Origin of the sequence: Pseudomonas sp. DCA-1, assembly GCF_046523955.1 — a bacterium.
GTDB classification, from domain to species: Bacteria; Pseudomonadota; Gammaproteobacteria; order Pseudomonadales; family Pseudomonadaceae; genus Aquipseudomonas; species Aquipseudomonas putida_Y.
Map to the genome: position 1 here is coordinate 918,016 of NZ_CP169881.1, position 12,299 is coordinate 930,314.

At 56.1% G+C, this 12,299-nt stretch carries 22 protein-coding genes; all 22 read left to right on the plus strand.

Annotated elements, in window-relative coordinates:
* Window positions 1-3 precede the first annotated feature (3 nt).
* On the plus strand, window positions 4-2,148 hold the full coding sequence (gene fusA, locus ACE4QZ_RS04440; RefSeq protein WP_021784865.1) for an elongation factor G: 2,145 nt from the start codon (window positions 4-6) through the stop codon (window positions 2,146-2,148).
* Between the two features lie 27 nt (window positions 2,149-2,175).
* The gene (gene tuf, locus ACE4QZ_RS04445) at window positions 2,176-3,369 is read left to right on the plus strand and encodes an elongation factor Tu (protein WP_038411791.1); all 1,194 of its coding nucleotides are present in this window, start codon (window positions 2,176-2,178) and stop codon (window positions 3,367-3,369) included.
* A 142-nt stretch (window positions 3,370-3,511) separates the two neighbouring features.
* Window positions 3,512-3,823, plus strand: coding sequence for a 30S ribosomal protein S10 (rpsJ, locus tag ACE4QZ_RS04450; RefSeq protein ID WP_003186070.1), 312 nt, complete (start codon window positions 3,512-3,514; stop codon window positions 3,821-3,823).
* 80 nt (window positions 3,824-3,903) lie between these two features.
* Window positions 3,904-4,539, plus strand: coding sequence for a 50S ribosomal protein L3 (gene rplC / locus ACE4QZ_RS04455; protein WP_003255486.1), 636 nt, complete (start codon window positions 3,904-3,906; stop codon window positions 4,537-4,539).
* A 12-nt stretch (window positions 4,540-4,551) separates the two neighbouring features.
* Entirely contained in the window at window positions 4,552-5,154 is a 603-nt protein-coding gene (rplD, locus tag ACE4QZ_RS04460) for a 50S ribosomal protein L4 (RefSeq protein ID WP_003255485.1), read from the plus strand.
* Window positions 5,151-5,450, plus strand: a complete 300-nt coding sequence (gene rplW / locus ACE4QZ_RS04465; protein WP_003255484.1) for a 50S ribosomal protein L23 — start codon at window positions 5,151-5,153, stop codon at window positions 5,448-5,450. Before rplD ends, rplW begins: the two co-directional genes overlap by 4 nt.
* A gap of 14 nt (window positions 5,451-5,464) precedes the next feature.
* Entirely contained in the window at window positions 5,465-6,289 is an 825-nt protein-coding gene (gene rplB / locus ACE4QZ_RS04470) for a 50S ribosomal protein L2 (protein ID WP_003255483.1), read from the plus strand.
* A 16-nt stretch (window positions 6,290-6,305) separates the two neighbouring features.
* Window positions 6,306-6,581, plus strand: a complete 276-nt coding sequence (gene rpsS, locus ACE4QZ_RS04475; protein WP_003255482.1) for a 30S ribosomal protein S19 — start codon at window positions 6,306-6,308, stop codon at window positions 6,579-6,581.
* Window positions 6,582-6,592: 11 nt separating this feature from the next.
* The gene (gene rplV, locus ACE4QZ_RS04480) at window positions 6,593-6,925 is read left to right on the plus strand and encodes a 50S ribosomal protein L22 (RefSeq protein ID WP_003103908.1); all 333 of its coding nucleotides are present in this window, start codon (window positions 6,593-6,595) and stop codon (window positions 6,923-6,925) included.
* Window positions 6,926-6,938: 13 nt separating this feature from the next.
* Complete coding sequence (rpsC, locus tag ACE4QZ_RS04485; protein WP_003255481.1) at window positions 6,939-7,625, plus strand: 30S ribosomal protein S3; 687 nt, start codon at window positions 6,939-6,941, stop codon at window positions 7,623-7,625.
* A gap of 12 nt (window positions 7,626-7,637) precedes the next feature.
* The gene (gene rplP / locus ACE4QZ_RS04490) at window positions 7,638-8,051 is read left to right on the plus strand and encodes a 50S ribosomal protein L16 (protein WP_003255479.1); all 414 of its coding nucleotides are present in this window, start codon (window positions 7,638-7,640) and stop codon (window positions 8,049-8,051) included.
* Window positions 8,051-8,242: a 50S ribosomal protein L29 gene (gene rpmC, locus ACE4QZ_RS04495; RefSeq protein ID WP_002555481.1), complete on the plus strand. Its 192-nt coding sequence runs from the start codon at window positions 8,051-8,053 to the stop codon at window positions 8,240-8,242. Before rplP ends, rpmC begins: the two co-directional genes overlap by 1 nt.
* A gap of 2 nt (window positions 8,243-8,244) precedes the next feature.
* Window positions 8,245-8,511 (plus strand): 30S ribosomal protein S17, encoded by a 267-nt coding sequence (rpsQ, locus tag ACE4QZ_RS04500; RefSeq protein WP_003255478.1) that lies wholly within the window; start codon window positions 8,245-8,247, stop codon window positions 8,509-8,511.
* 23 nt (window positions 8,512-8,534) lie between these two features.
* Window positions 8,535-8,903: a 50S ribosomal protein L14 gene (gene rplN, locus ACE4QZ_RS04505; RefSeq protein WP_002555479.1), complete on the plus strand. Its 369-nt coding sequence runs from the start codon at window positions 8,535-8,537 to the stop codon at window positions 8,901-8,903.
* A gap of 11 nt (window positions 8,904-8,914) precedes the next feature.
* Window positions 8,915-9,229 (plus strand): 50S ribosomal protein L24, encoded by a 315-nt coding sequence (rplX, locus tag ACE4QZ_RS04510; protein ID WP_003255476.1) that lies wholly within the window; start codon window positions 8,915-8,917, stop codon window positions 9,227-9,229.
* A gap of 20 nt (window positions 9,230-9,249) precedes the next feature.
* Window positions 9,250-9,789 carry a 50S ribosomal protein L5 gene (gene rplE / locus ACE4QZ_RS04515; RefSeq protein ID WP_003255474.1) on the plus strand — a complete coding sequence of 180 codons (540 nt, stop codon included), beginning with the start codon at window positions 9,250-9,252 and terminating at the stop codon, window positions 9,787-9,789.
* Between the two features lie 13 nt (window positions 9,790-9,802).
* A complete protein-coding gene (gene rpsN, locus ACE4QZ_RS04520) occupies window positions 9,803-10,108 on the plus strand; it encodes a 30S ribosomal protein S14 (protein ID WP_003255472.1) in 306 nt (101 codons plus the stop codon).
* A 208-nt stretch (window positions 10,109-10,316) separates the two neighbouring features.
* Window positions 10,317-10,709, plus strand: coding sequence for a 30S ribosomal protein S8 (gene rpsH / locus ACE4QZ_RS04525; RefSeq protein ID WP_003255471.1), 393 nt, complete (start codon window positions 10,317-10,319; stop codon window positions 10,707-10,709).
* 12 nt (window positions 10,710-10,721) lie between these two features.
* Window positions 10,722-11,255 (plus strand): 50S ribosomal protein L6, encoded by a 534-nt coding sequence (rplF, locus tag ACE4QZ_RS04530; RefSeq protein ID WP_003255469.1) that lies wholly within the window; start codon window positions 10,722-10,724, stop codon window positions 11,253-11,255.
* A 10-nt stretch (window positions 11,256-11,265) separates the two neighbouring features.
* On the plus strand, window positions 11,266-11,616 hold the full coding sequence (rplR, locus tag ACE4QZ_RS04535) for a 50S ribosomal protein L18 (RefSeq protein WP_003255467.1): 351 nt from the start codon (window positions 11,266-11,268) through the stop codon (window positions 11,614-11,616).
* Between the two features lie 3 nt (window positions 11,617-11,619).
* Window positions 11,620-12,120, plus strand: coding sequence for a 30S ribosomal protein S5 (gene rpsE, locus ACE4QZ_RS04540; RefSeq protein WP_003255465.1), 501 nt, complete (start codon window positions 11,620-11,622; stop codon window positions 12,118-12,120).
* A 2-nt stretch (window positions 12,121-12,122) separates the two neighbouring features.
* The gene (gene rpmD / locus ACE4QZ_RS04545; protein ID WP_003255463.1) at window positions 12,123-12,299 is read left to right on the plus strand and encodes a 50S ribosomal protein L30; all 177 of its coding nucleotides are present in this window, start codon (window positions 12,123-12,125) and stop codon (window positions 12,297-12,299) included.

Below are 12,299 nucleotides of genomic sequence, written 5' to 3' on the forward strand. Positions count from 1 at the left end.
TTTATGGCTCGTACTACAGCAATTAACCGCTACCGTAACATTGGTATCTGTGCCCACGTTGACGCGGGCAAGACCACCACTACCGAGCGGATCCTGTTCTACACAGGTCTGAGCCACAAAATGGGCGAGGTGCATGACGGCGCCGCGACCACCGACTGGATGGTGCAGGAGCAGGAGCGGGGTATCACCATTACCTCCGCTGCCGTTACCACCTTCTGGAAAGGTTCCCGTGGTCAGTATGACAACTACCGCGTAAACGTTATCGATACCCCTGGCCACGTTGACTTCACCATTGAAGTAGAGCGTTCGCTGCGTGTACTCGACGGCGCGGTCGTTGTGTTCTGCGGCACCTCCGGCGTTGAGCCGCAGTCCGAAACCGTATGGCGTCAGGCCAACAAGTACGGCGTTCCACGTGTTGTTTACGTGAACAAGATGGACCGTGCTGGTGCTAACTTCCTGCGCGTCGTAGGTCAGATCAAGAACCGTCTGGGTCACACCCCAGTTCCTGTTCAGCTGGCCATCGGTTCGGAAGATAACTTCCAGGGTCAGGTTGACCTGATCAAGATGAAGGCTATCTACTGGAACGAAGATGACAAGGGCACTACCTACCGTGAGGAAGAAATTCCTGCGGATATGGTCGAGCTGGCTAACGAATGGCGCAACAACATGGTTGAAGCCGCCGCCGAAGCCAACGAAGAGCTGATGAACAAGTACCTTGAAGAAGGTGAGCTGTCTGTCGAAGAGATCAAGGCAGGCCTGCGTGCGCGCACCCTGGCCAGCGAGATCGTTCCGGCTGTCTGCGGTTCGTCGTTCAAGAACAAGGGTGTTCCCCTGGTTCTGGATGCCGTCATCGACTTCCTGCCTGCTCCGACCGAGATTCCTGCTATCCAGGGTATCAACCCGGACGACAAGGATCTGGCAAAAGACGACCCGGCCGTTCGCAAGGACGAGCGTCATGCTGATGATGACGAGCCGTTCTCGGCACTGGCGTTCAAGATCGCGACCGACCCGTTCGTAGGTACTCTGACCTTCGTTCGCGTCTACTCGGGCGTTCTGAGCTCCGGCGACTCCGTGATCAACTCGGTCAAGGGCAAGAAAGAGCGCGTTGGTCGTATGGTGCAAATGCACGCCAACCAGCGTGAAGAGATCAAGGAAGTACGCGCTGGTGACATCGCGGCCCTGATCGGCATGAAGGACGTGACTACGGGTGAAACCCTGTGCAACGCCGACAAGCCAATCATCCTTGAGCGTATGGACTTCCCGGAGCCTGTAATCTCCCTGTCCGTCGAGCCGAAAACCAAGGCCGACCAGGAGAAGATGGGCATCGCACTGGGCAAGCTGGCTCAGGAAGACCCGTCGTTCCGCGTCAAGACTGATGAAGAAACCGGTCAGACCATCATCTCCGGTATGGGTGAGCTGCACCTGGACATTCTCGTTGACCGCATGAAGCGCGAGTTCAACGTCGAAGCCAACATCGGCAAGCCGCAGGTTTCGTACCGCGAGAAGATCACCAAATCCAACGTCGAGATCGAAGGCAAGTTCGTTCGTCAGTCGGGTGGTCGTGGTCAGTTCGGTCACTGCTGGGTTCGTTTCTCCGAGCCAGACGTGGACGACAAGGGCAACATCACCGAAGGTCTGGTGTTCTCCAACGAAGTCGTTGGTGGTGTGATTCCTAAGGAATACATCCCTGCGATCCAGAAGGGTATCGAAGAACAGATGAAAAACGGCGTTGTTGCCGGTTATCCTCTGATCGGCCTGAAGGCCGCGGTATTCGACGGTTCGTACCACGACGTCGACTCCAACGAAATGGCGTTCAAGATCGCCGCTTCGATGGCGACCAAGCAACTGGCCCAGAAGGGCGGTGGCGTGGTTCTCGAGCCGATCATGAAGGTCGAAGTTGTAACCCCGGAAGACTACCTGGGTGACGTGATGGGTGACCTGAACCGTCGTCGTGGTCTGGTCCAGGGTATGGATGAGTCGGTCTCTGGCCGTGTCGTCCGTGCTGAAGTACCGCTCGGAGAGATGTTCGGTTACGCAACCGACGTTCGTTCCATGTCTCAGGGTCGCGCAAGCTACTCCATGGAATTCTCCAAATACGCCGAAGCTCCGTCGAACATCGTCGAAGCACTCGTTAAAAAACAAGGCTAATCCCCTTTAGGCAAGAGGTTCACTGTCGTGGCTAAAGAAAAATTTGATCGTTCCCTTCCCCACGTTAACGTCGGCACCATCGGCCACGTTGACCACGGTAAGACCACTCTGACCGCAGCTCTGACTCGCGTTTGCTCCGAAGTTTTCGGTTCGGCAGTCGTTGAGTTCGACAAGATCGACTCGGCTCCGGAAGAAAAAGCGCGCGGTATCACCATCAACACCGCTCACGTTGAGTACAACTCGACCATTCGTCACTACGCTCACGTTGACTGCCCAGGTCACGCTGACTACGTGAAGAACATGATCACCGGTGCTGCCCAGATGGACGGCGCGATCCTGGTTTGCTCGGCCGCCGATGGTCCGATGCCACAAACCCGTGAGCACATCCTGCTGTCCCGTCAGGTAGGCGTTCCGTACATCGTGGTCTTCCTGAACAAGGCTGACCTGGTAGACGACGCTGAGCTGCTGGAACTGGTCGAGATGGAAGTTCGCGACCTGCTGTCCACCTATGACTTCCCAGGCGACGACACTCCGATCATCATCGGTTCGGCTCGTATGGCGCTGGAAGGCAAAGACGACAACGAAATGGGTACTACCGCTGTCAAGAAGCTGGTAGAAACTCTGGACAGCTACATTCCTGAGCCAGTTCGTGCCATCGACCAGCCGTTCCTGATGCCGATCGAAGACGTGTTCTCGATCTCGGGTCGTGGTACCGTTGTTACCGGTCGTATCGAGCGTGGTATCGTCCGCGTTCAGGATCCGCTGGAAATCGTTGGTCTGCGTGACACCACCACCACCACCTGCACCGGTGTTGAGATGTTCCGCAAGCTGCTGGACGAAGGTCGTGCTGGCGAGAACTGCGGCGTTCTGCTGCGTGGTACCAAGCGTGACGACGTTGAGCGTGGCCAGGTTCTGGTCAAGCCAGGTTCGGTCAAGCCGCACACCAAGTTCACCGCAGAAGTCTACGTTCTGTCGAAGGAAGAAGGCGGCCGTCACACTCCGTTCTTCAAAGGCTACCGTCCACAGTTCTACTTCCGTACCACTGACGTGACCGGTAACTGCGAGCTGCCGGAAGGCGTTGAAATGGTAATGCCAGGTGACAACATTCAGATGACTGTTACCCTGATCAAGACCATCGCAATGGAAGACGGTCTGCGCTTCGCTATCCGTGAAGGCGGTCGTACCGTCGGCGCCGGCGTTGTGGCCAAAATCATCGAGTAATCACTCGACCGATTGAAAAAAACCCCCGCTCAGCGGGGGTTTTTTTTATTGGGTTGACACTAAATGGGGGCGTCTATAGAATCACGCCTCCTTTTAGCGGGCGTAGTGCGTCCGTTGGGAACAGCCTGGAGTCTGAAATCCAATGCAAAATCAGCAAATCCGTATCAGGTTGAAGGCTTTCGACCATCGCCTGATCGACCAATCCACCCAGGAAATCGTGGAAACCGCGAAACGTACTGGTGCACAAGTGCGTGGTCCTATTCCACTGCCTACCCGCAAAGAGCGTTTCACCGTTCTGGTTTCCCCGCACGTCAACAAAGACGCGCGTGACCAGTACGAGATTCGCACTCATAAGCGTGTTCTGGACATCGTCCAGCCAACGGATAAAACCGTTGACGCGCTGATGAAGCTTGATCTGGCGGCAGGTGTGGAAGTACAGATCAGCCTCGGCTAAGACTTCGGTCTAGTCGTGTAACGCTCTGAAATGGGCGGCCATAGCGGGTGAAAGCCCCGTACACTCATGAGGTTTACAACATGACTATTGGTGTAATCGGTCGCAAATGCGGTATGACCCGCATTTTCACCGAAGAAGGTGTCTCCATTCCGGTCACGGTCATTGAGATCGAGCCGAATCGCGTCACCCAGTTCAAAACTGAAGAAACCGATGGCTACCGTGCAGTGCAAGTCACTGTCGGCGAGCGTCGTGCTTCGCGTGTGACTGCCGCTCAGGCAGGCCACTTCGCCAAGGCCAACGTTGCCGCTGGTCGCGGTGTTTGGGAGTTCCGTCTTGAAGAAGGCGATTTCCAGGCTGGCGATCTGATCAAAGCTGAACTCTTCACTGCAGGCCAGCTGGTTGACGTTACTGGTCAGTCCAAAGGTAAAGGCTTCGCCGGTACCATCAAGCGCTGGAACTTCCGTGGTCAGGACAACACCCACGGTAACTCCGTGTCGCACCGTGTTCCTGGTTCCATCGGCCAGTGCCAGACTCCTGGTCGTGTGTTCAAGGGCAAGAAAATGTCCGGTCACATGGGCGCCGAGCGCGTGACTGTTCAGTCCCTGGAAGTAGTTCGCGTAGACGCTGAACGCAACCTGCTGCTGATCAAGGGTGCCGTACCTGGCGCTACTGGCGGCGACGTGGTTGTACGTCCAGCTGTCAAGGCTCGCGGTTAAGGGGAAACTGACATGCAACTTAATGTAAATGACGCTCAGGCGATCGAAGTTTCCGAACTGACTTTCGGTGGCGAATTCAACGAGACGCTGGTTCACCAAGCAGTCGTGGCCTACATGGCTGGCGGCCGTCAGGGCACCAAGCAGCAGAAGACCCGTTCCGACGTGGCTGGTGGCGGTAAGCGCCCATGGCGTCAGAAGGGTACTGGCCGTGCTCGTGCTGGTACCACTCGTGGTCCGATCTGGCGTGGCGGTGGTGTAACCTTCGCAGCTCGCCCTCAAGATCACTCGCAAAAGCTCAACAAGAAGATGTATCGCGCAGCTCTGCGCTCCATCCTCGCTGAGCTGGTGCGTAGCGACCGTCTGGTCGTGGTTCAGGACTTCGCTGTTGAAGCACCGAAAACCAAAGATCTGCTGAACAAGCTGAACGGCATGGGTCTGAGCGATGTATTGATCGTTTCCGACGCTGTTGATCAGAACCTGTACCTGGCTGCTCGTAACCTGCCGCACGTCGATGTACGTGACGTACAAGGTTCCGACCCGGTCAGTCTGATCGCATACGAGAAAGTGTTGATCACTGTCTCGGCCGTGAAGAAATTCGAGGAGCTGCTGGGATGAACCAGGAACGCGTATTCAAAGTCCTCCTTGGCCCGCACGTTTCCGAGAAGGCTACCGTTCTGGCTGAGAAAAAAGGCCAGTTCGTATTCAAGGTTGCTACTGATGCAACCAAGCTGGAAATCAAGAAAGCTGTCGAAGGCCTGTTCAACGTAAAAGTTGAAAACGTGTCGACTGTTAACGTTCTGGGTAAAACCAAGCGTACCGCACGTGGTCTGGGCAAGCGTAATGACTGGAAGAAGGCGATCGTCTCCCTTCAGCCAGGCCAAGATCTCGATTTCAGCAGCAGTGCTGAGTAAGGAAGGGGTGCATCATGGCAATCGTTAAATGCAAACCGACTTCCCCTGGCCGCCGTTTCGTGGTCAAGGTGGTCAACAAGGAGCTGCACAAAGGCGCTCCTCACGCACCGCTGATCGAGAAAAAATCGAAGTCTGGTGGTCGTAACAACAATGGCCGCATTACCACTCGTCACGTTGGTGGTGGTCACAAGCAGCATTACCGTCTGGTCGACTTCCGTCGCAACGACAAAGATGGCATTCCAGCCACTGTCGAGCGTATCGAATACGATCCAAACCGTACTGCTCACATCGCCCTGCTGTGCTACGCAGACGGTGAGCGTCGCTACATCATCGCGCCTAAGGGCGTGAGCGCTGGCGACCAGCTGATCGCAGGTGCCCTGGCCCCAATCAAGGCCGGTAACTCCCTGCAGCTGCGCAACATTCCAGTAGGTAGCACCATTCACGGCATCGAACTGAAGCCGGGTAAAGGTGCTCAGATCGCTCGTTCCGCTGGTGCTTCGGCTCAGCTGATCGCTCGCGAAGGTGTCTACGTGACCCTGCGTCTGCGCTCTGGTGAAATGCGTAAAGTCCTGGCTGAGTGCCGTGCGACCCTGGGCGAAGTCTCGAACTCCGAGCACAGCCTGCGTTCGCTGGGTAAAGCTGGTGCCAAACGCTGGCGCGGCGTTCGCCCAACCGTTCGTGGTGTTGCCATGAACCCGGTTGACCACCCACACGGTGGTGGTGAAGGTCGTACCTCCGGTGGTCGTCATCCGGTATCGCCATGGGGCTTCCCAACCAAGGGTGCTAAAACCCGTGGTAATAAGCGTACCGACAACATGATCGTCCGTCGTCGCAAGTAACTAGAGGGATACGACAGTGCCACGTTCTCTGAAAAAAGGTCCTTTTATCGATCTTCACCTGTTGAAGAAGGTCGAAGTGGCGGTGGAGAAGAACGATCGCAAGCCAGTTAAAACCTGGTCGCGCCGTTCGATGATCCTGCCACAAATGGTCGGTCTGACCATCGCGGTTCACAACGGTCGCCAGCATGTTCCAGTTCTCGTGAACGAAGACATGGTCGGCCACAAACTGGGCGAGTTCGCCGGTACCCGCACCTATCGCGGGCACGTGGCTGACAAGAAAGCCAAGCGTTAAGGGGTAAGGAAATGGAAGTAGCCGCTAAGTTGTCGGGCGCTCGCATCTCCGCCCAGAAAGCCCGCTTGGTCGCCGACCAGATCCGCGGGAAGAAGGTGGGCGAAGCGCTCAACCTGTTGGCCTTCAGCAGCAAAAAAGCCGCTGAAATCATGAAGAAAGTCCTCGAGTCGGCCGTAGCCAACGCCGAACACAACGAAGGCGCAGACGTTGATGACCTGAAGGTCTCCACCGTCTTCGTCAACGAAGGGCGTTCGCTGAAGCGCATCATGCCACGTGCCAAAGGCCGTGCTGATCGCATCGTCAAGCGGTCTTGCCATATCACTGTCAAGGTTGCGGACAAGTAACGGAGTCGATCAGATGGGTCAGAAAGTACATCCCACTGGCATTCGCCTGGGAATCGTCAAGGAGCACACCTCCGTCTGGTACGCAGACGGTGCTACTTACGCAGATTACCTGTTGAAGGATCTGAAAACGCGTGAGTACCTCCAAGACAAACTAAAAAGCGCGTCCGTAAGCCGTATCGATATTCATCGTCCGGCTCAAACTGCACGCATCACCATCCACACCGCTCGTCCCGGTATCGTTATCGGTAAGAAAGGTGAAGATGTCGAGAAGCTGCGTCAGGACCTGACCAAGCAGATGGGTGTGCCTGTGCACATCAACATCGAAGAGATCCGCAAGCCGGAACTCGACGCTATGCTGGTTGCGCAGAGCGTAGCTCAGCAGCTGGAACGCCGTGTAATGTTCCGTCGCGCCATGAAGCGCGCGGTACAGAACGCCATGCGTATTGGTGCCAAGGGCATCAAGATCCAGGTGAGCGGTCGTCTCGGCGGTGCTGAGATTGCTCGTACCGAGTGGTATCGCGAAGGTCGTGTGCCTCTGCACACCCTGCGTGCCGATATCGACTACAACACCTACGAAGCTCACACCACTTACGGTGTGATCGGTGTGAAGGTTTGGATCTTCAAAGGCGAAGTTATTGGTGGTCGCCAAGAAGAACTGAAACCACAAGCACCAGCGCCTCGTAAAAAAGCTGCTAAGTAAGGGGTACGCCAAATGTTGCAACCAAAGCGTACAAAATTCCGCAAGCAGATGACTGGCCACAACCGTGGTCTGGCACTGCGCGGTAGCAAAGTCAGCTTCGGCGAATTCGCCCTGAAAGCTGTTGCTCGCGGTCGCCTCACCGCTCGCCAGATCGAGTCCGCACGTCGTGCGCTGACCCGTCACGTTAAGCGTGGCGGTAAGATCTGGATCCGTGTGTTCCCGGACAAGCCGATCTCCAAGAAACCTCTCGAGGTTCGTATGGGTAAAGGTAAGGGTTCCGTGGAGTACTGGGTTGCCCAGATTCAGCCAGGCAAAGTCCTGTACGAGATCGAGGGTGTTTCTGAAGAGCTGGCGCGCGAAGCTTTCGCCCTGGCTGCTGCAAAGCTGCCTCTCGCCACCTCCTTTGTTAAGCGGACGGTGATGTGATGAAAGCGAATGAACTTCGTGAAAAATCGGCACAGCAACTGAACGAGCAACTGCTCGGCTTGCTGCGCGACCAGTTCAATCTGCGTATGCAGAAAGCAACTGGCCAGTTGGGGCAGTCGCACCTGCTCTCGCAAGTTAAGCGTGACATCGCTCGCGTGAAAACTGTGCTCAACCAGCAGGCAGGTAAGTGATCATGGCTGAAGCTGAAAAAACCGTCCGTACGCTGACTGGCCGTGTCGTCAGCGACAAAATGGACAAGACCATCACCGTTCTGATCGAGCGTCGCGTAAAGCACCCGATCTACGGTAAATACGTTAAGCGTTCGACTAAGCTGCACGCGCACGACGAAGCCAACCAGTGCAAGATCGGCGACAAGGTTTCCATCCGTGAAACCCGTCCGCTGGCCAAGACCAAGTCCTGGGCACTGGTTGAAGTCCTCGAACGCGCTGTTGAAGTCTAAGGGCTAGGGGTCGGAGAAATTTTATGATTCAGACTCAATCCATGCTCGATGTGGCCGATAACAGCGGCGCTCGTCGCGTCATGTGCATCAAGGTACTCGGCGGTTCGCACCGCCGTTACGCCGGCATCGGTGACATCATCAAGGTTACCGTCAAGGAAGCAATTCCGCGCGGTAAGGTCAAAAAAGGCCAAGTGATGACCGCTGTTGTCGTACGTACCCGTCACGGTGTTCGTCGCGCTGACGGTTCCATCATTCGTTTCGACGGCAACGCTGCTGTTCTGCTGAACAACAAGCAAGAGCCGATCGGCACTCGCATCTTCGGGCCAGTGACCCGTGAGCTTCGTACTGAGAAGTTCATGAAGATCGTCTCGCTCGCCCCTGAAGTGCTGTAAGGAGATCCGACATGCAAAAGATTCGTCGTGACGACGAGATCATCGTGATCGCCGGCAAAGACAAAGGTAAGCGCGGTAAGGTGCTGAAGGTTCTGGCTGATGACCGTCTGGTTATCGGTGGCGTGAACCTGGTCAAGCGTCATACCAAGCCTAACCCGATGGCGGGCGTACAGGGCGGTATCGTCGAGAAAGAAGCGCCTCTGCACGCTTCCAACGTTGCCATCTTCAACGGTGAAACCAACAAGGCTGACCGCGTTGGTTTCAAAGTAGAAGACGGTAAAAAAATTCGTGTCTTCAAGTCGACCCAAAAAGCGGTTGATGCTTGAACACTGCTAGGTAGAAGACCATGGCACGACTGAAAGAGATTTACCGGAACGAAATCGCTCCTAAGCTTAAGGAAGAACTTAAGCTGTCGAACGTGATGGAAGTTCCGCGCGTTACCAAGATCACCCTGAACATGGGTCTGGGCGAAGCGATCGGCGACAAGAAAGTCATCGAGCACGCTGTTGCCGACCTGGAAAAGATCACCGGTCAAAAGCCGGTCGTGACTTTCGCTCGCAAATCCATCGCTGGCTTCAAAGTCCGCGAAGGCTGGCCGATCGGCGTCAAGGTGACCCTGCGTAGCGACAAGATGTACGAATTCCTGGACCGCCTGCTGGCGATCTCCCTGCCTCGGGTTCGCGACTTCCGCGGCCTGAATGCCAAGTCCTTCGATGGTCGTGGCAACTACAGCATGGGCGTGAAAGAGCAGATCATCTTCCCGGAAATCGACTACGACAAGATCGATGCTCTGCGCGGTTTGGACATCACCCTGACCACCACTGCTCGTTCGGACGACGAAGGCCGCGCTCTGCTGCGTGCTTTCAAGTTCCCGTTCCGCAACTGATTGGAGTAGGAAAATGGCCAAGAAGAGCATGAAAAACCGCGAGCTGAAGCGTCAGCTCACGGTAGCAAAGTTCGCTAAGAAGCGTGCTGAGCTGAAAGCGACCATCGTCAACCTGAACGCCTCTCCAGAAGAGCGTTTCGCTGCCGTTGTCGCTCTGCAGAAGCAGCCACGCGACGCTAGCGCCTCGCGCCTGCGCAACCGTTGCCGCCTGACCGGTCGTCCTCACGGTGTATACCGTAAGTTCGGCCTGGGCCGTAACATGCTGCGTCAAGCTGCAATGCGCGGTGACGTACCAGGTCTGGTCAAGGCCTCCTGGTAATCGCTGCAGGCAAGGCACGGGTGGAAGGGGAGTAATCTTCCGACCGCCGGTGACCTTGCCAACAAACAAGCCCCTATATGGGGCTTGTTTCGTTTCTGCCTTGTGTCTAGAATGACCGGCTCACCTGAGCCTGGGTTTTTGCCCAAACCGTTCGGGTGGTTGTCATAGCCGCAAGGCTAATAATTCTTGTATCAGGAGCATCTAGCCCATGAGTATGCAGGACCCGTTAGCGGACATGCTAACTCGCATCCGTAATGCCCAGATGGCTGAAAAGTCCGTCGTAAGCATGCCTTCCTCTACCCTGAAGGTCGCGGTTGCCAAAGTTCTGAAGGACGAAGGTTACATCGCTGGCTACCAGGTAACTGGTGAGGCCAAGCCTTCCCTGTCGATCGAACTGAAGTACTTCGAAGGCCGTCCGGTCATCGAGGAACTGAAGCGCTCCAGCCGTCCAGGCCTGCGCCAGTACAAGGCCGTCACCGATCTGCCGAAAGTACGTGGCGGTCTGGGCGTGTCTATCGTCTCCACCAACAAAGGTGTGATGACTGATCGCGCTGCGCGCGCTGCCGGTGTCGGCGGCGAAGTTCTGTGCACAGTGTTCTAAGGGGGGATAGACATGTCTCGCGTCGCTAAGAACCCCGTTAAGCTGCCATCCGGTGTCGAAGTCAAATTCGCCGGTCAGCAGCTTTCGGTGAAGGGTGCCAAAGGTACTCTCGAACTGAACGTTCACTCGTCTGTTGAAGTTACCGAAGAGTCTGGTGAGCTGCGTTTCGTCGCTCGCAATGGTGACCAGCAAGCTCGTGCCATGGCCGGTACCACCCGCGCTCTGGTCAACAACATGGTCCAAGGCGTAAGCCAAGGCTTCGAGCGCAAGCTCCAGCTGGTCGGTGTTGGTTACAAGGCACAGGCTAAAGGCACCGTCCTGAACCTGGCCCTGGGCTTCTCTCACCCAGTGGACTACGAACTGCCAGCCGGTATCACCGCTGAAACGCCTAGCCAGACCGACATCCTGATCAAGGGTATCGACAAGCAGCTGGTAGGTCAGGTGGCCGCTGAAATCCGCGACTTCCGTCCGCCAGAGCCTTACAAAGGTAAAGGTGTGCGTTACGCGGACGAAGTAGTCCGTCGTAAAGAAGCCAAGAAGAAGTAGGGCCTAGTAAATGACCGACAAAAAAGTTATTCGACTGCGTCGCGCTCGCAAAGCACGTCTCAAGATGCACGAACTCGAAGTCGTGCGCCTGTGCGTGTTCCGCTCCTCGCAGCACATCTACGCCCAGGTCATTTCGGCCGACGGCAGCAAGGTTCTGGCAAGCGCCTCGACCTTGGACAAAGACCTGCGTGATGGCGCCACTGGCAACATCGACGCGGCCACTAAGGTTGGCAAGCTGGTAGCTGAGCGTGCGAAAGCCGCCGGTGTATCTCAAGTTGCCTTTGACCGTTCCGGCTTCAAGTACCATGGCCGCGTCAAAGCGCTGGCTGATGCTGCTCGTGAAGGCGGGCTGGAGTTCTAAGTTATGGCAAATAACGATCAAAAGCGCGACGAAGGCTACATCGAGAAGCTGGTTCAAGTTAACCGCGTTGCCAAAACCGTAAAAGGCGGCCGTATCTTCACCTTCACCGCGCTGACCGTGGTGGGTGATGGTAAAGGTCGTGTTGGCTTCGGCCGTGGCAAGTCGCGCGAAGTACCAGCCGCGATCCAGAAAGCCATGGAAGCTGCTCGCCGCAACATGATTCAGGTTGACCTGAAGGGCACCACCCTGCAGTACGCCACCAAGGCTGCCCACGGCGCCTCGAAGGTTTACATGCAGCCTGCCTCGGAAGGTACCGGTATCATCGCCGGTGGCGCAATGCGTGCTGTCCTGGAAGTTGCTGGTGTTCAGAACGTTCTGGCCAAGTGCTACGGTTCGACCAACCCAGTGAACGTGGTTTACGCCACCTTCAAGGGTCTGAAAGCCATGCAATCTCCTGAATCCATTGCCGCCAAGCGTGGCAAGAGCGTCGAGGAGATCTTCTGATCATGGCAACCGTAAAAGTAACGCTGATCAAGAGCGTCTCGGGCCGTCTGCCTAACCACAAGCTGTGTGTTAAAGGCCTGGGTCTGCGTCGCATCGGTCACACTGTAGAAGTCCAGGATACTCCCGAGAATCGCGGGATGATCAACAAGGCTTACTACATGCTGAAGGTCGAGGGCTAA

What these genes read in the sequence shown, in the direction of transcription:
- fusA (WP_021784865.1), top strand. Translation starts at nt 4, where the DNA reads ATGGCTCGTACTACAGCAATTAACCGCTACCGTAACATTGGTATCTGT.
- rpsJ (WP_003186070.1), top strand. Translation starts at nt 3,512, where the DNA reads ATGCAAAATCAGCAAATCCGTATCAGGTTGAAGGCTTTCGACCATCGC.
- rplC (WP_003255486.1), top strand. Translation starts at nt 3,904, where the DNA reads ATGACTATTGGTGTAATCGGTCGCAAATGCGGTATGACCCGCATTTTC.
- rplD (WP_003255485.1), top strand. Translation starts at nt 4,552, where the DNA reads ATGCAACTTAATGTAAATGACGCTCAGGCGATCGAAGTTTCCGAACTG.
- rplW (WP_003255484.1), top strand. Translation starts at nt 5,151, where the DNA reads ATGAACCAGGAACGCGTATTCAAAGTCCTCCTTGGCCCGCACGTTTCC.
- rplB (WP_003255483.1), top strand. Translation starts at nt 5,465, where the DNA reads ATGGCAATCGTTAAATGCAAACCGACTTCCCCTGGCCGCCGTTTCGTG.
- rplV (WP_003103908.1), top strand. Translation starts at nt 6,593, where the DNA reads ATGGAAGTAGCCGCTAAGTTGTCGGGCGCTCGCATCTCCGCCCAGAAA.
- rpsC (WP_003255481.1), top strand. Translation starts at nt 6,939, where the DNA reads ATGGGTCAGAAAGTACATCCCACTGGCATTCGCCTGGGAATCGTCAAG.
- rplP (WP_003255479.1), top strand. Translation starts at nt 7,638, where the DNA reads ATGTTGCAACCAAAGCGTACAAAATTCCGCAAGCAGATGACTGGCCAC.
- rpmC (WP_002555481.1), top strand. Translation starts at nt 8,051, where the DNA reads ATGAAAGCGAATGAACTTCGTGAAAAATCGGCACAGCAACTGAACGAG.
- rpsQ (WP_003255478.1), top strand. Translation starts at nt 8,245, where the DNA reads ATGGCTGAAGCTGAAAAAACCGTCCGTACGCTGACTGGCCGTGTCGTC.
- rplN (WP_002555479.1), top strand. Translation starts at nt 8,535, where the DNA reads ATGATTCAGACTCAATCCATGCTCGATGTGGCCGATAACAGCGGCGCT.
- rplX (WP_003255476.1), top strand. Translation starts at nt 8,915, where the DNA reads ATGCAAAAGATTCGTCGTGACGACGAGATCATCGTGATCGCCGGCAAA.
- rplE (WP_003255474.1), top strand. Translation starts at nt 9,250, where the DNA reads ATGGCACGACTGAAAGAGATTTACCGGAACGAAATCGCTCCTAAGCTT.
- rpsN (WP_003255472.1), top strand. Translation starts at nt 9,803, where the DNA reads ATGGCCAAGAAGAGCATGAAAAACCGCGAGCTGAAGCGTCAGCTCACG.
- rpsH (WP_003255471.1), top strand. Translation starts at nt 10,317, where the DNA reads ATGAGTATGCAGGACCCGTTAGCGGACATGCTAACTCGCATCCGTAAT.
- rplF (WP_003255469.1), top strand. Translation starts at nt 10,722, where the DNA reads ATGTCTCGCGTCGCTAAGAACCCCGTTAAGCTGCCATCCGGTGTCGAA.
- rplR (WP_003255467.1), top strand. Translation starts at nt 11,266, where the DNA reads ATGACCGACAAAAAAGTTATTCGACTGCGTCGCGCTCGCAAAGCACGT.
- rpsE (WP_003255465.1), top strand. Translation starts at nt 11,620, where the DNA reads ATGGCAAATAACGATCAAAAGCGCGACGAAGGCTACATCGAGAAGCTG.
- rpmD (WP_003255463.1), top strand. Translation starts at nt 12,123, where the DNA reads ATGGCAACCGTAAAAGTAACGCTGATCAAGAGCGTCTCGGGCCGTCTG.